13 protein-coding genes and 3 pseudogenes are annotated in these 21,996 nt (G+C 70.6%); 2 read left to right on the forward strand and 14 right to left on the reverse strand.

Annotated features, from left to right (window positions below):
- The first annotated feature begins 42 nt into the window (after positions 1 to 42).
- Entirely contained in the window at positions 43 to 855 is an 813-nt protein-coding gene (locus E0500_RS01070) for a DUF3097 domain-containing protein (RefSeq protein ID WP_131569469.1), read from the forward strand.
- Here the strand turns inward: E0500_RS01070 and E0500_RS01075 are convergent.
- The 5 genes from E0500_RS01075 to lepA all read right to left on the reverse strand — a co-directional run bounded on the left by E0500_RS01075 (position 833) and on the right by lepA (position 9,234).
- Entirely contained in the window at positions 833 to 1,411 is a 579-nt protein-coding gene (locus E0500_RS01075; RefSeq protein ID WP_258572582.1) for a Uma2 family endonuclease, read from the reverse strand. The genes E0500_RS01070 and E0500_RS01075 overlap by 23 nt on opposite strands.
- A 100-nt stretch (positions 1,412 to 1,511) precedes the next feature.
- A complete protein-coding gene (hemW, locus tag E0500_RS01080) occupies positions 1,512 to 2,744 on the reverse strand; it encodes a radical SAM family heme chaperone HemW (RefSeq protein ID WP_165935172.1) in 1,233 nt (410 codons plus the stop codon).
- Positions 2,745 to 2,805: 61 nt separating this feature from the next.
- Positions 2,806 to 4,779: a SpoIIE family protein phosphatase gene (locus E0500_RS01085; protein ID WP_131569475.1), complete on the reverse strand. Its 1,974-nt coding sequence runs from the start codon at positions 4,777 to 4,779 to the stop codon at positions 2,806 to 2,808.
- Positions 4,780 to 5,090: 311 nt separating this feature from the next.
- Positions 5,091 to 6,968: a long-chain fatty acid--CoA ligase gene (locus E0500_RS01090; RefSeq protein WP_131569477.1), complete on the reverse strand. Its 1,878-nt coding sequence runs from the start codon at positions 6,966 to 6,968 to the stop codon at positions 5,091 to 5,093.
- A gap of 397 nt (positions 6,969 to 7,365) precedes the next feature.
- Positions 7,366 to 9,234 (reverse strand): translation elongation factor 4, encoded by a 1,869-nt coding sequence (gene lepA, locus E0500_RS01095; protein WP_131569479.1) that lies wholly within the window; start codon positions 9,232 to 9,234, stop codon positions 7,366 to 7,368.
- Positions 9,235 to 9,604: 370 nt separating this feature from the next.
- Here lepA and rpsT point away from each other — a divergent pair, with 370 nt between their 5' ends.
- The gene (rpsT, locus tag E0500_RS01100) at positions 9,605 to 9,871 is read left to right on the forward strand and encodes a 30S ribosomal protein S20 (RefSeq protein WP_131572356.1); all 267 of its coding nucleotides are present in this window, start codon (positions 9,605 to 9,607) and stop codon (positions 9,869 to 9,871) included.
- A gap of 398 nt (positions 9,872 to 10,269) precedes the next feature.
- Here the strand turns inward: rpsT and holA are convergent, their stop codons facing one another.
- The 9 genes and pseudogenes from holA to leuS all read right to left on the reverse strand — a co-directional run bounded on the left by holA (position 10,270) and on the right by leuS (position 21,736).
- Positions 10,270 to 11,256 (reverse strand): DNA polymerase III subunit delta, encoded by a 987-nt coding sequence (gene holA, locus E0500_RS01105; RefSeq protein WP_131571928.1) that lies wholly within the window; start codon positions 11,254 to 11,256, stop codon positions 10,270 to 10,272.
- A gap of 37 nt (positions 11,257 to 11,293) precedes the next feature.
- Positions 11,294 to 11,539, reverse strand: a complete 246-nt coding sequence (locus tag E0500_RS01110; RefSeq protein WP_131571927.1) for a hypothetical protein — start codon at positions 11,537 to 11,539, stop codon at positions 11,294 to 11,296.
- 102 nt (positions 11,540 to 11,641) lie between these two features.
- A pseudogene (locus E0500_RS01115) lies at positions 11,642 to 12,522 on the reverse strand (YceI family protein).
- 211 nt (positions 12,523 to 12,733) lie between these two features.
- A pseudogene (locus tag E0500_RS43450) lies at positions 12,734 to 12,814 on the reverse strand (arylamine N-acetyltransferase); the annotation flags it as partial.
- A 104-nt stretch (positions 12,815 to 12,918) separates the two neighbouring features.
- On the reverse strand, positions 12,919 to 15,540 hold the full coding sequence (locus E0500_RS01120) for a ComEC/Rec2 family competence protein (protein ID WP_131571929.1): 2,622 nt from the start codon (positions 15,538 to 15,540) through the stop codon (positions 12,919 to 12,921).
- A gap of 104 nt (positions 15,541 to 15,644) precedes the next feature.
- Positions 15,645 to 16,781, reverse strand: a complete 1,137-nt coding sequence (locus E0500_RS01125) for a ComEA family DNA-binding protein (protein WP_181586826.1) — start codon at positions 16,779 to 16,781, stop codon at positions 15,645 to 15,647.
- 209 nt (positions 16,782 to 16,990) lie between these two features.
- Positions 16,991 to 17,836 carry a DegV family protein gene (locus E0500_RS01130; RefSeq protein WP_131571250.1) on the reverse strand — a complete coding sequence of 282 codons (846 nt, stop codon included), beginning with the start codon at positions 17,834 to 17,836 and terminating at the stop codon, positions 16,991 to 16,993.
- A gap of 84 nt (positions 17,837 to 17,920) precedes the next feature.
- A pseudogene (locus E0500_RS01135) lies at positions 17,921 to 18,687 on the reverse strand (hypothetical protein).
- A 151-nt stretch (positions 18,688 to 18,838) separates the two neighbouring features.
- Positions 18,839 to 21,736 (reverse strand): leucine--tRNA ligase, encoded by a 2,898-nt coding sequence (gene leuS, locus E0500_RS01140; RefSeq protein WP_131571244.1) that lies wholly within the window; start codon positions 21,734 to 21,736, stop codon positions 18,839 to 18,841.
- Positions 21,737 to 21,996: the final 260 nt, after the last annotated feature.

Here is a 21,996-nt window from a genome sequence, read left to right on the forward strand (position 1 = left end):
CGCCGCTCCGGTTACCGCTCCGGTTCTCGTATCGTCATCCGAATGCGCCAGTACTCGCCGGACCTGACCCCGCCGTGGAAGAAGCCCAAGCCCGTACCGGAAGTCCCGGCGGAGCCCGGGCTGGTGGTCGAGGAGCCCGGGACCGGCTTCTGCGGCGCGGTGATCCGCTGCGAGGCGGGCACGGTGACCCTGGAGGACCGCTTCGGCAAGCACCGGGTGTTCCCGCTGGAGCCGCGGGGGTTCCTGCTGGAGGGCCGCGTGGTGACGCTCGTACGGCCGCCTTCGGGCCCTGCCCGTACCACCCGCACGGCATCCGGTTCGGTGGCCGTCCCTCGCGCACGCGCGCGCGTGGCCCGTGCCGGGCGCATCTACGTGGAGGGCCGCCACGACGCCGAGCTCGTCGAGAAGGTGTGGGGCGACGATCTGCGCATCGAGGGCGTGGTCGTGGAGTACCTGGAGGGCGTGGACGACCTGCCGGCCATCGTCGCGGACTTCGCGCCCGGCCCGGACGCCCGCCTGGGTGTGCTGGTGGACCACCTGGTGCCGGGCAGCAAGGAGTCCCGTATCGCCGAGTCGGTGACGAGCGAGCACGCTCTGGTGGTGGGCCATCCGTACGTGGACATCTGGCAGGCCGTGAAGCCGGCGTCGGTGGGCATCCCGGAGTGGCCGCAGGTGCCGCGCGGACAGGACTGGAAGACGGGGGTGTGCCGGGCGCTGGGCTGGCGTGTGACGAACACCGGGGAGGCGTGGCAGCGGATCCTCGGCTCGGTGCGCTCTTACAAGGACCTGGAGCCGGAGTTGCTGGGGCGGGTGGAGGAGCTGATCGACTTCGTTACGGATAGCGGTGGGGCCTGACGCCGGGGAATGTTCCGAAGTCGCTGGTGTCCAGTTCGAGTCCCAGAACCTCCAGCGGCAGTGGGTCTCCGAATTTGATGATCTCCTGGCGCCGGTAGTCGGCGTCCTCACCCAGGCCTGCGGGGTTCGTCAGCAGGACGCATTGCGCCATGATCGGGTCGGCGATCAGGTAGGCGGGGACTTTGCCAGCGGCGTAGATCGACCGTTTGACTCCGTAGTCCCGTGTGACGCTGGTCTTGGAGACGACCTCCACGACCATGGTGATCAGCGGGGACGGCAGAAGGCGGCCCGAGTCGGGCAGGGCGTCAGGAGCCACAACCACCAAGTCTGGAACGGGCTCGCTGGCCTCGTCGACAATGTCGACGTCCTGTGTCTGAAGGGAGTACCAGCGTTCCAGTGGGATCTGCCTGCCGATCAGCATCACGATGACGTTGTGCACCAGATCAGGGCTGGCCATCATCACGATTTCCCCCCGGAGAAGCTCGGCAGTGACGCCCTCCGGAGGTTCGAACCCCTCGAAGAACTTGGTCATTCCGTACTCGTCCACAGCGGTCATCTCCGTGGCCCTCCACATCCGCCGCGTCCTTTTGGCGGCAGCCTACGAAACAGGGTAGGGACCGAACCGGAGTTCCGCACCGATTCACTCGCCGGAGTGATCAGTCGACCAAGTCCCTGACCACTGCATCCGCCAGCAACCGCCCCCGCAACGTAAGGACTGCCTTCCCCTCCTCGTACGGCCCGCCCTCCAGGAGCCCGTCCTCCAATGCCCGCCGCGAAGCCTTGAGGCCCTCATCCCGCAGGAGCGACAGCGGACAGCCCTCCCGCAACCGCAGCTCCAGCAGAATCCGCTCGACCCTCCGGTCCTCCTCCGCGAGCACCTCACGCCCGGCGCCCGGCGAGCGCCCCGCCGCCAGCGCCGCCGCGTACGCCCCCGGGTGCTTCACGTTCCACCAGCGCACCCCGCCAACGTGGCTGTGGGCGCCGGGGCCCGCGCCCCACCAGTCGGCGCCGCGCCAGTACAGCTCGTTGTGGAGGCAGCGGCCCGCGGCGGACGTGGCCCAGTTCGAGACCTCGTACCAGGAGTAGCCCGCCGCGGACAGGGTCTCGTCCGCGATCAGGTAGCGGTCCGCGTGGACGTCGTCGTCCGTCATCGGGACCTCGCCCCGGCGGATACGCCGCGCGAGCTGCGTGCCCTCCTCGACGATCAGCGCGTACGCCGACACGTGGTCAGGGCCCGCCCCGATCGCCGCGTCCAGGGAGGCCCGCCAGTCGTCGTCCGACTCCCCGGGGGTGCCGTAGATCAGGTCGAGGTTGACGTGCTCGAATCCCGCCGACCGGGCCTCGGCGACGCACCGCTCGGGGCGGCCGGGGGTGTGGGTACGGTCCAGCACTCGCAGCACGTGCTGCCGGGCGCTCTGCATGCCGAAGGAGATCCGGTTGAAGCCACCCGCCCTCAGCGCGTCGAGATACGCCGGGTCCACCGACTCCGGGTTCGCCTCCGTGGTGACCTCCGCGTCGTCCGCGAGCCCGAACTCGTCCCGGATCGCTCCCAGCATCCGTACGAGGTCGCCGGCGGGCAGCAGCGTGGGCGTGCCGCCGCCGACGAAGACCGTGCGGACGGGGCGCGGGTCGTCGCCGAGCACCTTGCGGGCCAGGCGGATCTCGTCGATCAGGGTCTCGGCGTAGTTCTCACGGGAGGCGAGGACCCCGCCCGTTCCGCGCAGTTCGGTCGCCGTGTAGGTGTTGAAGTCGCAGTAGCCACAGCGGGTCGCGCAGTACGGGACGTGCAGGTAGAACCCGAGGGGCCGGTCCGCGGCCCCGGTCAGGGCGTGCGCGGGCAGCGCCCCGTCGTCGGGGACGGGCTCGCCGTCGGGGAGTGCGGAAGGCATGCGTTCCATTGTCCAGCACCGGCGACCTCCACCGTGCGGTCGGCCACCCGCGTGCGGTCGCCTACTCCGCCTGCAACACCAGCAACGCCAGATCGTCCTCCGGCGGCCGCTCGCCGAACTCGTGCACCAGCCTCGTGATCCGCTCCGCGATGAGCTGTGCGTTCAGCCCGGTGCAGCCGGACAGGGCGACCGCGAGCCCGTCCCCGTCGTCGAACATCACCGATCCGCAGCGCCGCTCGGTCACTCCGTCGGTGACGCACAGCAGCGTGTCACCGGGGTGCAGGGCGAAGGTCTCGGAGATGTACGCGGTGTCCTCGATCACACCGAGCAGGGTCTGCGGTTCGGCGGCGGTGCGTACGTCGCCGTCGGGGCCCAGGACCAGCGGCAGGGGGTGTCCGGCGGAGGCGAGGGTGCACTGGACGCCGCCTTCGTAGGGGACGAGCTCGCCGTACAGGAGGGACAGGAAACGGGTCTGGGGGCCCTCGTCGGCGCCGAGGCCGGGGCCGCCGGCCGTGACCAGGGCTCGGGCGGCGGCGTCTGCCGCCTCGGTGGCGTCGTCGAGGAGGAGCTGGTTGAGGCGGTCGAGGACGTCGGCGACCTGGTAGCCCTCGCGGGCGAGCAGCCGCAGCCAGGGCCGGGCGAGGCCGATGACGACGGCGGCCTCGGGGCCCTTGCCCTGCACGTCTCCGAGGGCGAAGCACCAGCGGCCGTCGCCCGCCGGGAACAGGTCGTAGAAGTCGCCGCTGGGCCCGCCCTTGTCGCACGGCTCGTACACGAGCGCGCTGTGCATCCCGGGGATCTCGGCGACCGCGCCGGGCAGCAGGCCGCGCTGGAGGACCCGGCTGATGGTGGCCTGGCGGGCGTACTGGCGGGCCGCGCCGATCGCGAGGGCCACCCGGCGGCTGAGGTCCTCGACGAGCCCGGTGACCTCGTCCGCGAAGCGGAGCAGTCCGGCCCGCCCGATGACGAGTGTGCCCAGCGGCCGTCCGCCCGCGATCAGCCGGTACGCGAGGGCGGTCCCGGTCTCGTCCTGGTCGCCGAGTGCCTCACCGGGCCACGCCACCGGCACCGCCCGCGACCGTACGGACTCCGGCAGCCGGGGCGGGTCCTTCTCCAGCGCGTGGCGCAGGTCCTCGATGCGGTTCTCGCTGACGTGCCAGACGCGGGCGAGCCGGGGTCCCGAGCCGAAGTCGGCCTCGGCCCCGCGCCAGCCCATGCCCTCGTCCTCCAGCCACACCGCGCACCAGTCGGCCAGGCGCGGCACCAGCAACTGTCCGGCGAGCGCGGCGACCAGGTCCTCGTCGAGCTGCCCGGCCAGCAGGTCGGAGGCCTCGGCGAGGAAGGAGAGGGCGCCGCGGTTCAGCCATTCCCGGTCGCTCTCCATGGTCCGCCTCGGTGCGGGGGCGAGTACGTCGACGGCGATCGTCCCGTGTCCGAAGGCGGCGTCGGCGGCGTACGCCTCGGTCCTCTCCTCGACGGCCGCGGCCCCGTCGACGGGCAGGCGTGCCCAGACGGTCTTCACGCCGGTGCGGTAGGTGATGCCCCAGGCGTCGCAGAGCGCGGAGACGAGCCGCAGGCCGCGCCCGTACTCCGGGGTGCCGTAGGAGGGTTCGGTGCCGTGGGGGCGCTCGGTGCTGTACGGGCGTTCGGCGCCGTCGTCGCGTACGGCGCGCGCGGGGTGGTGGTCGGAGACCTCGACGACGACGTGGGCGGAATCCTCGTCGGGAGGCTCGGGGGGCTCCAGACGGCACAGCAGCTCGACGTCCGTGCCGGCGTGCACTACGGCGTTGGTGACCAGCTCGCTGACCACGATCAGGACGTCGCCGACGAACCGGTCGGTGAGGGCTTCGGCGCCGGGGAGCGCGAGCTGGGCCCACTCGTCCAGGCCGGCGCGGGCGAAGCGGCGGGCGGCTCCGGGCGCGAGCGGGCCGCCGGGCAGCGACACATGTGCGACCGCGCGCCGGTCCGTTCCCTGGTGCGCCGGTGTACCAGGGGCGCGAGTCGTCGACTCGCGTTGCGTCGGAATGGCCCCCACTGTGCGGCTCCCGGAGCAGTTCGACGATAGATCTCAGGCGGCAGGGACAGCGTGACAGACTGACCACGCCCATAAGCACGGAGTTACCGAAGTGGGCCATCATGAGTGAGAACAGTGCTACGCGGGTGCTCGAAGACGGTCAGAAAGAGGGATGATCAGAAAGAGCGGCAGATTCGGGCATCCGATCTGCGCCCCCCTCTATCTCTACGCCCCCTGTATCTCTACGCCCCCCTGCATCGATGCGCCCCGAAAAGGGGCGCGGGGCCGCATATCGAAATATCGATATGCGGCCCCGCGCGACGGAGATCCCTCTACGCCTCCCTGGCGCCGGCGTACATCTCCTCGATCAGGTGCTGGTACTCCCGCTCCACCACCGGCCGCTTCAACTTCAGGCTCGGCGTCAGCTCACCGTGCTCCACGTCCAGATCGCGAGGCAGGAGGCGGAACTTCTTGACGGTCTGCCACCGCTGAAGGCCCGTGTTGAGACGCTGCACGTAGCCGTCGATGAGCTCGACCATCGCGGGAGAGGCGACGACGTCCTCGTACGACTTGCCGCCCATGCCGTTCTCCTTGGCCCAGCCGAGGAGGGTCGGCTCGTCGAGGGCGATGAGCGCGGTGCAGAAGTTGCGGTCGGCACCGATCACCATGACGTTGGACACGAACGGGCACAGGGCCTTGAACTGGCCCTCGACCTCGGTCGGCGCGATGTACTTGCCGCCGGAGGTCTTGAACAGGTCCTTCTTGCGGTCGGTGATGCGGAGGTAGCCGTCGGGCGAGAGTTCGCCGATGTCGCCGGTGTGGAACCAGCCGTCGGGCTCCAGGACTTCGGCGGTCTTCTCCGGCAGCTTGTGGTAGCCTTCCATGATTCCCGGACCGCGCAGCAGGATCTCGCCGTCGTCGGCGATGCGCACCTCACAGCCGGGCAGCGGCTTGCCGACCGTGCCGGTCCGGTACGCCTCACCGGGGTTGACGAAGGACGCGGCGGACGACTCCGTGAGGCCGTACCCCTCCAGGATGTGGATGCCCGCGCCGGCGAAGAAGAAGCCGATCTCGGGGGCCAGCGCGACGGACCCGGAGACACAGGCCCGCAGATGTCCACCGAAGGCCTCGCGCAGCTTCTTGAAGACCAGCGCGTCCGCGACCGCGTGCTTGGCTCCCAGCCCGAACGGCACCGAAGCGCTGCCGGTCCGCCGGAAGTTGTCCTGGCTGACGTTGGCGTACTCGCGCGCGACCTGGGCCGCCCACTGGAAGATCCTGTACTTGGCGGGCCCGCCCGCGCGGGCCTTGGCGGCGACCCCGTTGTAGACCTTCTCGAAGACACGCGGCACGGCGGCCATGTACGTCGGCTGGACGACCGGCAGGTTCTCGATGATCTTGTCGACGCGGCCGTCGACCGCGGTGACGTGGCCGACCTCGATCTGCCCGGAGGTGAGCACCTTGCCGAAGACATGGGCGAGCGGCAGCCACAGGTACTGCACGTCATCGGTGCTGATCAGGCCCGTCGCGGCGATCGCCTTCGCCATGTACGACCAGTTGTCGTGCGGGAGGCGGACGCCCTTGGGACGGCCCGTGGTGCCCGAGGTGTAGATGAGGGTGGCGAGTTGCTCGGAGGTGATCGCGCCGACCTTGTCCTTGATCAGGTCGGGATTCTTCTCCAGGTACGCTGCGCCGCGCTTCTCCAGCTCGGCGAGCGAGAGGGTCCAGTCCTCGGAGAGGTCCGCGCCGGCCGGGTCGATGACGACGACATGGGTCAGCTCGGGCAGCTCGGCCCGCTTCTCCCGGGCCTTGGCGAGCTGCGCGGCGTCCTCCGCGACGAGGACCCTGCTCTCGGAGTCGGACAGGATGAACGCGGACTCGTCGGCGTTCGTCGACGGGTAGACGGTCGTGGTCGCGGCGCCCGCGCACATGATGCCGAGGTCGGCGAGAATCCACTCGACCCGGGTGGCCGAGGCGAGGGCGACACGCTGTTCCGGCTGCACACCCAGTTCGATCAGCCCGGCCGCGATGGCGTGGACCCGCTCGGCGGCCTGCGCCCAGCTGAGCGACTTCCACTCGTCCGGACCCGCGTTGGAGGACGAGGGCACGGGGTAGCGGTAGGCCTCCGCGTCGGGCGTGGCCGCCACGCGCTCCAGGAAGAGGGCCGCCACGGACGGCGGACGGTTCTCGATCAGGGTCAGTGTGTCGCTCACGACATCCTCCGGGGCCCGCGACTGTGCGGCTGGCTCAAAGCGGCTGTTGTTTAACTCGCGAGTAACTATCGAGTGGTGATCAGGGTAGAGCGCGGCCGCCCAGCGCGTAAGGGGCGGTGCCCTGTCACTTCCTACGGACAACTCCTACGGAGAGCGACCCTACGCGCACGTAGGGCCCGCCACGCCGAAACGCGACGGGCCCGCACCCTGCCCGATGTCCGCCCGCAGCCTGCCCGCCTTCTACCCCTCTTCTGCCCGTCTTCTGCCCGGGTTTCCATGGGTAACAGGCGTTACGCCGAGAGGCCACCGCGCCTTGCGGGGGCAGGCGACCGCCCCCTACGCGCCCCTACTTCCTGCCCCTTGCGCCCTTACTTCCTGCGCTTTCCGCCCATACTCCCTACTTCTTGCCCTTCCCGGACCCACCGCCGTCGTCGCTGGACAGGACGGCGATGAAGGCCTCTTGCGGAACCTCCACAGAGCCCACCATCTTCATCCGCTTCTTGCCTTCCTTCTGCTTCTCCAGCAGCTTCCGCTTACGGGAGATGTCACCGCCGTAGCACTTGGCGAGGACGTCCTTGCGGATGGCGCGGATGGTCTCGCGGGCGATGACCCGGGAGCCGATGGCCGCCTGGACGGGCACCTCGAAGGCCTGCCGCGGGATCAGCTCCTTGAGCTTGGCGACGAGCCGCACTCCGTAGGCGTAGGCCTGGTCGCGGTGCGTGATCGCGGAGAAGGCGTCCACCTTGTCGCCGTGCAGCAGGATGTCGACCTTGACCAGGCTGGAGGTCTGCTCGCCGGTGGGCTCGTAGTCGAGGGAGGCGTAGCCGCGGGTCTTGGACTTCAGCTGATCGAAGAAGTCGAAGACGATCTCGGCGAGCGGGAGGGTGTAACGGATCTCGACGCGGTCCTCGGAGAGGTAGTCCATGCCGAGGAGGGTGCCGCGCCGTGTCTGGCACAGCTCCATGATCGAGCCGATGAACTCGCTCGGGGCGAGGATCGTGGCGCGTACGACCGGCTCGTACACCTCGTTGATCTTGCCCTCGGGGAACTCGCTCGGGTTGGTGACCGTGTGCTCGGTGCCGTCCTCCATCACCACGCGGTAGACCACGTTCGGCGCGGTGGCGATGAGGTCGAGCCCGAACTCCCGCTCAAGCCGCTCACGGACGACGTCGAGGTGCAGCAGCCCCAGGAAGCCGACGCGGAAACCGAAGCCGAGGGCGGCGGAGGTCTCCGGCTCGTAGACCAGCGCGGCGTCGTTGAGCTGAAGCTTGTCGAGGGCGTCGCGCAGCTCCGGGTAGTCGGAGCCGTCGAGGGGGTAGAGGCCGGAGAACACCATCGGCTTGGGGTCCTTGTACCCGCCGAGGGGTTCGGTCGCGCCCTTGCTCAGGCTGGTGATCGTGTCACCGACCTTGGACTGGCGGACGTCCTTCACACCGGTGATGAGGTAACCCACCTCACCCACGCCGAGGCCGTCGGCACCGAGCATCTCCGGCGAGTTGGTCCCGATCTCCAGCAGCTCGTGGGTGGCGCCGGTGGACATCATCCGGATCCGCTCACGCTTGTTGAGCTGCCCGTCGACGACTCGCACGTACGTCACGACACCCCGGTAGGAGTCGTACACGGAGTCGAAGATCATGGCCCGCGCGGGCGCGTCCTTGATTCCGACGGGGGCGGGAATCTCGGCGACGACCTTGTCGAGCAGGGCCTCTACGCCCAGCCCGGTCTTGGCGGAGACCTTCAGCACGTCGTCGGGGTCGCACCCGACGAGATTGGCGAGCTCCTCGGCGAACTTCTCGGGCTGCGCGGCCGGAAGGTCGATCTTGTTGAGCACAGGGATGATCGCGAGGTCGTTCTCCATCGCCAGATACAGGTTGGCGAGGGTCTGGGCCTCGATGCCCTGGGCCGCGTCGACGAGGAGGACGGTCCCCTCGCAGGCCGCGAGCGACCGCGAGACCTCGTAGGTGAAGTCGACGTGCCCGGGGGTGTCGATCATGTTGAGGATGTGCGTGTTGCCGGGTTCCTGGGTTGGAGCCCACGGCAACCGCACCGCCTGGGACTTGATCGTGATGCCGCGCTCGCGCTCGATGTCCATGCGGTCGAGGTACTGGGCGCGCATCTGCCGCTGCTCAACGACACCGGTCAGCTGGAGCATCCGGTCGGCGAGCGTGGACTTGCCGTGGTCGATGTGCGCGATGATGCAGAAGTTGCGGATCAGCGCCGGGTCGGTACGGCTCGGCTCGGGCACATGGCTGGGGATCGCGGGCACGCAGGGTCCTGATTCTTGAGGCGTCCGCAGTGTCTGCGGTCTCGGGTCGGATCGATACGTAGGCTCCAATGGTCCCACGGGTGAGGAGTAGAGACCGGTTCGGGCGGCACGGGGGCGTCTTGGGCGGGTGGGTGAGGGCTCAGGGTTCGGTGGGCGGGCACTTCCATGGGTGCCGGACGGCACTGGTGCGGTGCGGGACCGGTTTGGGTCGGCCGGAAGGCGGCTGGTACCGTGGGGGGCTGTGCCTCATGCCCTCTCAGCGCGAGGCGCGATCGGCTCCGCCGGGTCTCCGGCGGTCCATTCGAAGATCAATCACCGGCGCGTGAGGCGTTGCGACGTCCCACGTGCCTGAACCTGAAAAGGCTCATTCGTGGCGAACATCAAGTCCCAGATCAAGCGGATCAAGACCAACGAGAAGGCCCGGCTGCGCAACAAGGCCGTCAAGTCTTCCCTGAAGACCGCGATCCGCAAGACCCGCGAGGCCACGGCCGCGGGTGACGTGGAGAAGGCGACCCTCGCCCTGCGCGAGGCCTCGCGCAAGCTCGACAAGGCCGTCTCCAAGGGCGTCATCCACAAGAACCAGGCCGCCAACAAGAAGTCGGCGCTGGCTTCCCAGGTCACTGCCCTCAAGGGCTGAGTCGGCCGAGTCCACCCGGACTCGTCTTCTGACTCACTCCTGACTTGACCGTCGGGCTGGACCCAGAGCGGGCCCTCTCTCATCCGCTCCCATCCGGCACCCCGGGTTCACGCGCGGCCTGCGTTCGCCACGCGGGCGTGGACCCACAAGCTTGAACCGAAGGCCCCGGTTCCGTCTCCCTTCCCCCGGGGGGTGGATCGGGGCCTTTCGGCATTCTGTACGCGGCCTGTCGGCCCCTGCCGCTGTCCCTGCCGCTGTCCCTGTCCCTGCCCCTGCCCCTGCCCCTGCCCCTGCCCCTGCCCCTGCCCAGTCGTCCCGTCCCGGTCGAGCGCTGCCAGCCCTACCCAGCCACACCCGGCCGTCCGACGCCCGAGGAGAGGCCCCCAGGGCCGGTCCGCTCAGCCCCGCCGAGAGCGCGCAGCCCGGGCGATCGTCACAACCGCCTTCTCCAACGCGTACTCAGGATCGTCGCCCCCGCCCTTGACCCCCGCATCGGCCTCGGCAACAGCTCGCAGGGCAACGGCCACTCCGTCCGGCGTCCACCCCCGCATCTGCTGCCGCACCCGATCGATCTTCCACGGCGGCATCCCCAACTCCCGCGCGAGATCGGCCGGCCGGCCGCCCCTCGCCGAGGACAGCTTCCCGATGGCCCGCACCCCCTGAGCCAGCGCACTGGTGATCAGCACGGGTGCGACCCCCGTCGACAGAGACCACCGCAGCGCCTCCAACGCCTCCGCGGCCCGACCCTCCACCGCCCGGTCCGCCACCTCGAAACTCGATGCCTCGGCCCGCCCGGTGTAGTACCGCCCGACCACGGCCTCGTCGATCGTCCCCTCGACGTCCGCGACCAACTGCGACGCCGCGGACGCCAGCTCCCGCAGATCACTCCCGATCGCGTCCACGAGCGCCTGGCACGCCTCGGGCGTGGCCGACCGCCCCAAGGTGCGGAACTCCCCCCGCACGAAGCTCAGCCGCTCCGCCGGCTTCGTCATCTTCGGGCACGCCACCTCCCGCGCCCCCGCCTTGCGCGCCGCGTCCAGCAGCCCCTTGCCCTTGGCACCGCCCGCGTGCAGCAGCACAAGGGTGATCTCCTCGGCTGGTGCCCCGAGATACGCCTTCACGTCCTTGACCGTGTCGGCCGAGAGATCCTGCGCGTTGCGTACGACCACGACCTTCCGCTCCGCGAAGAGCGACGGACTCGTCAACTCGGCGAGCGTCCCGGGCTGCAACTGGTCCGGGGTCAGGTCACGTACGTCCGTGTCGGCGTCGGCGGCCTTCGCGGCGGCCACCACCTCCTGCACGGCACGGTCGAGCAGGAGGTCCTCCTGGCCCACGGCAACCGTGACCGGGGCGAGAGGGTCGTCATTCGCAGTCTTCCTGGCCATCTCTCACAGCATCCCACGCACCACTGACAGCGCGGAGCTACGGCTCCTCCCGCCAGCCGTCCCACTCCCCCGCGAACTCCTCCAACTCGGCGGGATCGAGCCGCTCCGTCTCGTCCCGCAGGACGACCAGCCACTGTGCGTCCTCGGCGTCGTCCTCCCCTGCCAGCGCGTCCCGGACGAGCTGGGGCTCCTCGTCCAGCCCGAAGCGGTCGGCCAGCGCCTCCGCCACCTCCTCCGCGGCCTCGCGGTCAGGCAGCACCAGCACATGTCTCACATCAGTCACGGAGACATTTTCCGCCGGCCCGGCCACGCCCCACGCCGGGCCCGCACCCCTCTTCACCGCCACCGCCACCGCCACCGCCACCGAGCACAACCGAACCCCGGTTCAGCCCTTGGGCACGATCTGCACATCGAGGTCGACTCGAATGCTGGGCCCCACGACCGCGATGCCCCGCGCGAGCATCGTCTGCCAGCTCACCGTGAAGTCGTCGCGCCGCAGCTCGGTCGTGGCCTTGCAGGCCGCCCGCTCCTCACCCTCCATGCCGTTGCCCAGCCCGAGGTACTCGGTGTCGAGCGTGACCGTCCGCGTCACCCCGTGCAGCGACAGCGCCCCCGTGATCGCCCAACGGTTGCCGCCCCTGTGCACGAACCGTTCGCTGTAGAACTCCAGCGTCGGAAACCGCTCCACGTCCAGGAAGTCCGCCGACCGCAGATGGTCGTCCCGCATCCTGACGTTCGTGTCGATGGACGCCGCGTCGATCACCACATGCATCGCCGACCGCTCCGGGGAGTCCCCGATCCGGATCGCCCCCGCGAACCTGTTGAACCGCCCGTGCACATGCGCCAGTCCGATGTGCCGCGCGGTGAACCCGATCGAGGAATGCGTCGGCTCGATCTCCCAGTCGCCCGCCCTGGGCAGCTCGTACGGCTGGGCGATCTGCAGGGTCACATCACCGAGCGAGGCCAGCGCGCTCTCGCCGACGACGGCGTTCGCCCGGTACGGCGTGTACCCCTCGGCCGACACCGCGAGCCGGTACTCCCCGCCGGCACCGCCGCGATGAACGACCCGTACGGGTCCGTGCCCCCGCCGACGATCTTGCGGCCCATCGCGTCACTGACCACGAACTCCGCCTGCTGCACGGGCTCGTTCACCGGATCGAGCACCCGGCAACTGAGCACCCCGGCACCGGGCGGAACCCGTACCGCACTCATGGGGCCGCCCCGTTGCCCCTGCTTCGCTCGGTTCTCCCGCCAGCGGCCCAGCATCTGCGACACATCCCTGCGTGATTCGACACCACCTGTTGCCGAAGATGCATTCGACCACTGATGTGACTTTCGAGGCAACTGGTGACCACATCGCGGAAATCCAGCACTTGTGACGGTACTACGCATGAGTAACGCCAATTAAGCCCCCTTATCCGCCTTTCTCACCTCCGGTACCCGCTCCAACTCGATCCCGAAGCGCGCCCGGTACGCCACCCCCATCCGCCGTCCCTACCAGCAGCGCGAGATGGTCGTACGGGATCCCGAGCCGGCCCGCCTCGCCGAACACCCTCGCCGGTCTTTCACCACCCTTCACCACCCTGCCGGTCTTTCACCGCTCCGCCGGACCCCTGGTCACCCCGACCAGTCCGGTCCGGTCCGGTCCGGTCCACCAGGCCGTCAGTCTCTCGCCACCCGCAGCCCCTGCGCCGCACCGGCGACGGCGATCGCCCCGTCCTCGTCGGTACGCAGCACCGTCGCGCCCACGGCCCGCAGCGCCGCGAGCGTGCTCGGCGCCGGGTGGCCGTACAGGTTGTCCGCCCCCACCGAGATGAGCGCCAGACGCGGCGCCACGGCACGTATGAGGTCCGGATCCTGGTAGGCCGAGCCGTGGTGTGCGACCTTCACCACATCCACAGCTCCCAGATCCGCGGCGGCCGGGGATCTCAACAACGCCCGCTGTGCCGTGGGTTCGAGATCGCCGAGTATCAGCAGGGTCAGTCCGGCCGACCGGACGAGCATGGTCACGCTTGCGTCGTTGGGTCCTTCTGGCGCGGGCCCGGTGCTCGGCGGCGGCCACAGCACCCGCCACGCCAGACGCCCCGTGCGCCGCTCCTCCCCCGCCACGGCCCGCGTCACGGGAATACGCCGGGCCGCGGCCTGTCTCCGTACGAACTCGGCCTGGTCCACCGGCTCCTCGAACCCCGTGGTCTCGATCGCGCCCACCGACCGTCCGCGTAGTACGCCTGGCAGACCGGCCACATGATCGGCGTGGAAGTGAGTCAGCACGATGAGTGCAATTCTGGTGATGCCGAGCGCGCTCAGACAGCGGTCGACCAGCATGGGATCGGGTCCCGCGTCCACGACCACCCCCGTCCCGTCGCCCGCCGCGAGCACGGTCGCGTCTCCCTGTCCGACGTCGCACATCGCGAACCGCCAACCGGGCGGTGGCCACCCGGTGATCACCCTGGTCAGCGGTGGCGGCTGCACCACCACGAGCAGGAACACCACAAGGCCTGCCAGGCACATCCTGGGACGGCTCACGATCCGCCGCCCGACGAGGACGACCACCACCGTGACCATGGCGAGCAGCAGCGCACCCGTCCAGCTCCCCGGCCAGTCCACTCCCGCGCCGGGCATGGCGGCCCCCGTGCGCGCGATGTCCGCGATCCACCCGGCCGGCCAACTCGCGCACCACGCGAGGACCTTGGCGACCGGCATCGCCACAGGTGCCGTGGCCAGTGTGGCGAACCCGAGCACCGTGGCCGGCGCCACCGCGAACTCGGCCAGCAGGTTGCACGGCACCGCCACCAGGCTCACCCGCGCCGACAGCACCGCGACGACCGGGGCGCACACCGCCTGGGCGGCGGCAGCCGCGGCCAGCGCCTCGGCCGGGCCCGGCGGCACCCGACGCCGCTGGAGCGCCGCGCTCCACCGTGGGGCAAGGGTGAGCAGGGCACCGGTCGCGAGGACCGAGAGCAGGAACCCGTAGCTGCGGGCCAGCCACGGGTCGTACAGCACCAGCAGCAGAACCGCCGTGGCCAGCGCGGGAATCAGCGACCTGCGGCGCCCGGTCGCGATGGCCAGCAACGCGATCGACCCGCAGGCCGCGGCTCGCAGCACGCTCGGATCCGGCCGGCACACGATCACGAAACCCAGCGTCAGCGCGCCTCCGGCCAGCGCGGTCGCCCGCAACGGGATACCCAGCCGCGGCGCGAGCCCTCTGCGCTCGACGCGTTGGGCAAGCCCGGGCGGACCGATGAACAGGGCGAGGAGGATGGTGAAGTTCGCCCCGCTGACGGCCAGGAGATGGGTGAGATCAGTCGCCTTGAAGGCCTCGTCCAACTCGACCGGCACCCGCGAGGTGTCGCCGACGACGAAGCCCGGCAGCAACGCCCGCGCGTCCGCGTCCAGCCCGTCCGTCGCCTCCCGCAGCCCGCTCCGCAGCGTCCCGGCGAACCGCTGCACCCCGGACGCCTCCCCAACGACCTCCGGCGGCCCGCCGCCCCGGACGCGGAGCACGGCGGCGATCCGGTCCCCACCGACCATGGCCGGCACGACCTGCGCGGCGACACGTACCCGCGTCGACGGGAGCAGCGACAGCCAGACACCACGCTCGGAGCCGCCGCCCTGCGCCCCCGGGCTCCCGTCACTCCCTGCCCGCGGGCTGCCGCTACTCCCCGCCCCTGGACTCCCGCCCCTGCTGGGCCCCGACCTCGCATCCACCATCACCAGGACCGGCGTCCGCGTCGCGAGGACCGTACCGTCCGGCTTCTTCACCCGCCGGACCTCGGCGTTCAGCAGTACGGCCGTGGGGGCCGCGTGGTCTCCTCCGATCCGGGGGCGGGTGAGCCGTGGATCGGAGGTGAGCTCTACATCGGCCGTCACATGCGCGTACTGACGTGCCAGCGCGGGGACCGGGCCGCGCCGCAGGTCCGCCCCGTGCAGTCCGGCGGAGGCCGCTGCCGCGGCGGCACAGAGCAGGACGGCGGCGATGGAGACCCTGTGCCACGGCCTGCTACGCCCCGCCCGCTCGGATCTGCTGGTCCGGGGCCCGTGAGTCGGCCGATCGGGCGTCGGCTCGTGCGCACGGTGCCGCCGGGCCACGAGCAGGGAACCACCCAGGAGCAGGGCACCACCCACGATCAGGCAGACCACCACCACACCGATGACCCACTCGACCGGGGCGTCGAGCGTGAAAGCCGCTGTCGTCCAGGCCGCCAGCGCGGGCGGCACCAGCCGCAGGTCCGTCGGCCCCTCCTGCCTGGGGTGCGCGGCGCCCAGCCGGCTCACGGACGCCATATGGACGGGCACGCGGTCAGGGCGGCCGCCGGGGCGCTCGGCAGCGGTGTTCGCTGCTCGCCTCGTGCTTCGCGCAACGGCGTCGAGCTCTCCCCCAGGACTCCTCATGGCCGTACGAGATTCCGCAGGTCGGCGAAACGCCGGTCGCCGATGCCGTTGACCTCGCGGAGTTCGTCGACCGAGCGGAAGCCGCCGTGCTGGGTGCGGTAGTCGATGATGTGCTGGGCCAGCACGGGGCCGACGCCTGGCAGGGTGTCGAGTTGGTCCGCGGTGGCCGTGTTGAGGGAGACCGGAGCCGCGGGGGCGGCGCCGGCGCCCGGCCCGCCGGCGCCCCCGGCTCCCGGCACCACACCCGCGGCGGGCGGCGCCGGACCACCGACGACCACCTGCTCGCCGTCCATGAGGAGGCGGGCGCGGTTGAGCCCCTCGATGCTCGTGCCCGAGCGCACCCCACCCGCCGCCCTCAGCGCGTCGGCGACCCGTGAGCCCGCCGGCAGCCGCTGGACTCCGGGGTTCCGCACCTTCCCGCTGACGTCCACCACGATCACGGGACCCGCGGGGGAAGCCGACACCCCGGGGGAGGCGCCCGTTGTGGCCGCGTCCCGATCTCCGTCCCGTTCGTCGAACGGTGCCGGGCGCACCACCTCGGGTGCGCTCACCGGCTCCGTCCGGCCCGCCCAGAAGTGCTGTACGGCGAAGACCGCCGCGACGACCAGCACCACACTCAGCGCCAGCACGCTTCTCCGCTCCAGCCCGCACCTCGCCTGCAACCACAGCGGCATCCGCTCCCGCACCGCAGGCCCGATCCGCTCCCGCCAAGTCGTCCTCGGCATACGGATCGTCGAGTCGGCGCCCGGCTCTAGGGCCGCTCCGACTGCCGGGCCGTCGTCCGCGACACCACCGATCCACGCATCACCGGCGCCGCGCCCAGTCGTCCCTCTCGGCCCGCCCGGCCCGCCCAGCCCACCTGGCTCGCCCGGACCGCCCGGACCGCCCGGACCGCCCGGACCGCCCGGACCGCTCAGAATGACCGGTGGGCCGTTGCCCAACTCCCGCCGTTCCCTTGCTGTTTCGGTGAAGAGCGCTTCCGCGCGCAGGCGGAGCGCTTCCGCGGAGGCCCGGCGGCGTCGGGACCTGCCTCGGGTGAGGGAACGACGGTGGCGGACCCGGCTGTCGGAGACAGGCCCACGGCCCGGGCCACTGGTGACGGTCGCTGTGCGTGACGGTGATCGAAGTGCCATGCGACGAGGATCGGGCACTCCCGTACACTCGCGATGATCTTGCTCAATTCCCGTGGATTACCGGCCGGTTGTGGATAACTCGATCACCCACATGAGCACCAGCCACCACTCGTCACAGCGAACCGCACAGCCTGCTCAGCCCTCACGGTCCCCACAGCCTGCGCAGCCCGCACACCCCCCAACACACACAGCCCACGAGCACCCGCGCGTCACCGAGGCGAGACAACCGCCCCCAGCAGCCCGGGCCCTGTGTGCGCACCGATCACCGCACCGACCTCGCTCACATGCAGATCGACCAGTCCGGGTACCCGCGCTCGCAGCCGGTCCGCGAGCGCCTGTGCCCGCTCGGGTGCGGCGAGGTGGTGGACGGCGATGTCGACCTGTGCGCGCCCCGCACGGTCGGCGACGATCTCCTCCAGGCGGGCGATCGCCTTGGACGCCGTGCGTACCTTCTCAAGGAGTTCGATGCGGCCGCCGTCCAGTTGCAGCAGCGGCTTCACCGCGAGGGCTGAGCCGAACAGCGCCTGCGCGGCTCCGATGCGGCCACCCCGGCGCAGGTAGTCGAGGGTGTCCACGTAGAAGTAGGCGGACGTGCCCGCGGCGCGTTTCTCGGCGGCCGTGACCGCCTCGTCCACCGTGCCGCCGGCCTCCGCGGTCCGGGCCGCGGCCAGCGCGCAGAACCCCAGTGCCATGGCGACCATTCCGGTGTCGACCACGCGTACGGGCACGGGCGCCTCCCGTGCCGCGAGGACGGCCGCGTCGTAGGTGCCCGAGAACTCGGCCGACAGGTGCAGGGAGACGATGCACGTGGCTCCCGACTCGGCGACCTTGCGGTAGGTCTCGGCGAACAGTTCGGGGCTGGGGCGGGACGTGGTGACGGGCCGTCGCTTCTGGAGTGCCTGGGCCAGCGAGCGCGCAGAGATCTCGGTGCCCTCTTCGAGCGCCCGGTCGCCGAGGACCACGGTCAACGGCACCGCCGTGATGCCATGGTGCTGCATCGTCCGTGGCGGCAGGTAGGCCGTTGAATCGGTGACGATGGCGACATGGCGGGACATGAGCTGGAGGTTACCTGCCGAAACGTGCGGGGGGCAGCCCGGCCCCTCCCACCTGCGGTTGGACGGGTGGGATGACGGGGGGTATCAAGTCGTGCTCTCAGGGCGGGGTTTCTTCTGCCAGGGATAGGTGATGCGCGGGCCCGGTGGGTTGATGGCGGGCCGCGCCGGTTCGCCGGCCGTGCGGGACTGGGGGTTTCCGGCCAGGTCTGCCCGTTCGAGGCGGCGCCTTCGGGGGCCGGGGCCTCGGGCCACGGGGGCGGCGCGGCAGTGGGAGGCGGGGTGTGTGTCCCGGCCGATGACGTGGGTTCCGTCGTCCAGTGCCGCAGTGCGCCCGCCTCGACGTCGATCTGCGCGCTGAGCGCGTCGAGGTCCTCCTCCGCGAAGCGGCGGGCCCGGTCGTGCGCCGCCCAGCGCAGGGAGTCCGCCGCCTTGATGATCCGCTCGGTGCGCTCCCGCAGGTCCGGCAGCCGCTCGGCGAGCTTGGCGCGGGACGGGTCGGACTCCAGACGCCTCAGCGCGTCGTCCAACTCGTGTCCGTGCGCGCTGAGACGCTGGAAGAGAGCCAGCGACTCCTTCAGGGACTCGTCCTCCGCCACGCCCGCGTGCAGCGCGTCCTGGGTGGCCCGCATCGTTGTCCGCAGCCTGAGCCGCAGATCGGCCAGCTCGCCCGCCGCTCCGGGCTGAGTGAGGGTCTTGGCGCGCAGCGTGGTGTCCTCGACCGTGCGGCGGGCCTGCTCGATGGTCCGGTCCACACCGCGCTTGGCGGCGCCGACCACCTTGACCGTGGCGTACGCGCCCAGCACCAGGAACAGCACGAAGATCAGGACGACCACGGCGATCACGGCCTCCACGATGCTCCTCCTCCGACGCGATCGGCAACTGTTGCGTTGTCTTCCACGGTAAACGCTACGGGCAGGCCGGGAGTTCCTGTAGAACCCCGAACCTGCCCGTAAGGGATCACCCCGAGCCGTACCCACGCCCTCCGCGGATACGCCGAAGGCGTTACGCCGTGACGATGTTCACCAGCTTCGGCGCCCGCACGATCACCTTGCGGATCCCGGCACCGCCCAGCGCGGAGACGACCTTCTCGTCGGCCAGCGCCACCTTTTCCAGCTCCTCCTCGGAGATGGACGGCGGCACCTCCAGGCGTGCCTTGACCTTGCCCTTGATCTGCACGACGCAGGTCACGGCCTCGTCCACGACGTACGCGGGGTCGGCGACCGGGAAGTCGCGGTGGACGACCGAGTCGGTGTGGCCCAGCTTGCGCCACAGTTCCTCGGCGATGTGCGGGGCCAGCGGCGCGACCAGCAGCACCAGCGCCTCGGCGACGGACCGCGGCAGCGGGCCTCCCGCCTTGGTCAGGTGGTTGTTCAGCTCGGTGACCTTGGCGATCGCGGTGTTGAACCGCATGCCCTCCAGGTCCTGGCGTACACCGTCGATGGCCTTGTGCAGCGCCCGCAGGGTGTCCACGTCGATGTCGGCGTCCTCGGTGTCGACGACGGTGACCTCGCCGGTCGTCTCGTCCACGACGTTGCGCCACAGCCGCTGCAGCAGCCGGAACTGGCCCACCACCGCGCGCGTGTCCCACGGCCGCGACACGTCCAGCGGGCCCATCGCCATCTCGTACAGGCGCAGGGTGTCCGCCCCGTACTCGGCGCAGATCTCGTCCGGAGTGACGGCGTTCTTCAGGGACTTGCCCATCTTGCCCAGCAGGCGGGTGACCTTCTCGCCCTGGTAGTAGTACGCGCCGTCGCGCTCCTCCACCTCGGCGGCCGGTACGGCGATGCCACGGCTGTCGCGGTAGACGTACGCCTGGATCATGCCCTGGTTGAACAGCTTGTGGAACGGCTCGGCCGACGAGACGTGCCCCAGGTCGTACAGGACCTTGGACCAGAAGCGCGCGTACAGCAGGTGCAGCACGGCGTGTTCGGCGCCGCCGATGTACAGGTCGACGCCGCCGTGCGGCATGCCCTCGCGCGGGCCCATCCAGTACCGCTCGATGGCCGGGTCGACCAGCTTGTCGCTGTTGTGCGGGTCCAGGTAGCGCAGCTCGTACCAGCAGGAACCGGCCCAGTTGGGCATGGTGTTGGTCTCGCGGCGGTACCTGCGGGGTCCGCGTCCGTCGCCCAGGTCCAGGGTGACGTTGGCCCATTCCTCGTTGCGGGACAGCGGCGTCTCGGGCTGGGTGTCGGCGTCGTCGGGGTCGAAGGTGCGCGGCGAGTAGTCCTCGACCTCCGGCAGTTCCAGGGGCAGCATCGACTCGGGCAGCGCGTGGGCGACGCCGTCCTCGTCGTAGACGATCGGGAAGGGCTCGCCCCAGTAGCGCTGGCGGCTGAACAGCCAGTCGCGCAGCCGGAAGTTGACGGTGCCTTCGCCGACGCCCTCGCGCTCCAGCCACTCGGTGATGCGCGCCTTGGCGTCGACGACGCCCAGTCCGTCCAGGCTGATCCCGTCGTTCGAGGAGTTGATGATCTTCGCGTCGTACGAGGCGAAGGCGTCCTCCCACGTCGACGTGTCCGTGCCGCGGCCGTCGGTCGGCTCGACGATGCAGTGGACCGGCAGTTCGAAGGCGCGCGCGAACTCGAAGTCGCGCTGGTCGCCCGCCGGGACGGCCATGATGGCGCCGGTTCCGTAGCCCATCAGCACGTAGTCGGCGATGAAGACGGGAACCTGCTCCCCGTTGACCGGGTTGGTGGCGTACGCGCCGATGAAGACACCGGTCTTGTCCTTGGCCTCGGCCTGGCGCTCCACGTCCGACTTGGAGGCCGCCTGCGCGCGGTACGCGGCGACGGCCTCGGCCGGGGTCGCGTGACCGCCGGTCCAGACCTGGTGGGTGCCCTCCGGCCAGGCGTCCGGGGTGAACTTCTCGACCAGCGGGTGCTCGGGCGCCAGCACCATGTAGGTCGCGCCGAACAGGGTGTCCGGGCGTGTGGTGAAGACCGTGATGCTCTCGCCGTCCACGGGGAAGTCGACGCGGGCGCCCTCGGAACGGCCGATCCAGTTGCGCTGCTGCAGCTTGATGGCCTCGGGCCAGTCCAGCGCGTCCAGGTCGTCCAGCAGCCGGTCGGCGTACGCGGTGATGCGCATGTTCCACTGGCGCAGCTTCGCCTTGAAGACGGGGAAGTTGCCGCGCTCGGAGCGGCCGTCGGCGGTGACCTCCTCGTTGGCCAGCACGGTGCCCAGGCCGGGGCACCAGTTGACCGGCGCGTCGGAGGCGTACGCCAGGCGGAACTCGCCCAGGACCTCGGCCCGCTCGGCGGCGCTCAGCTCGCTCCACGCGCGCGTGTGCCCGGGTACGGCGCGCTCACCGGTCTCGAACTGGCCGATCAGCTCGGAGATCGGGCGGGCCTTCCTGACCTCGTCGTCGTACCAGGAGTTGAAGATCTGCAGGAAGATCCACTGGGTCCACTTGTAGTAGTCCGGGTCGATCGTGGCGAACGACCGGCGCTTGTCGTGGCCCAGGCCCAGCCGGCGCAGCTGGACCTTCATGTTCTCGATGTTGGCCTCGGTGGACACCCGCGGGTGCGTGCCGGTCTGCACGGCGTACTGCTCGGCGGGCAGTCCGAAGGCGTCGAAGCCCAGGGTGTGCAGGACGTTGTGGCCGGTCATCCGCTCGAACCGGGCGAACACGTCGGTGGCGATGTAGCCCAGGGGGTGGCCGACGTGCAGGCCCGCACCGGAGGGGTACGGGAACATGTCCATGATGAACTTCTTGGGCTTGGCGGCCTCCTTCGGGTCGCCCGCCAGGTCACCGGTCGGGTTGGGCGCCTCGTACGTGCCCTCGGCGTCCCAGAAGTCCTGCCAGCGTGCCTCGATCTCGGCCGCGACGGCGGCCGTGTAGCGGTGCGGCGCGGCCTCCGCCGACACGGCAGCGGCGGCAGCGGGGTTCGTCTCGCTCATGATCCTCAAAGCTCCATCGATCGTCTCTGCCAGCGACTGTTTCAAGAAACGAAAAATCCCCTCACACAGGAGGGGACGCCGCGCTGACTCCGACCACGATTCACCCGTGGCCGGGGCTGGTCAGCGCGGCTCGCTAAGCAGAAGGCGTACGGCACGCATGGCGTCAGGGTACCGCAGCCCCCGCGCGCGTCGCGACGAGGTTCCGCGGGCAGGGGCGCCGACTGCCGGCCATCGAAACCGGCCAAAAAAGTTGAACATTA

This window comes from Streptomyces sp. KM273126, from assembly GCF_004337435.2.
GTDB lineage: Bacteria > Actinomycetota > Actinomycetes > Streptomycetales > Streptomycetaceae > Streptomyces > Streptomyces acidicola.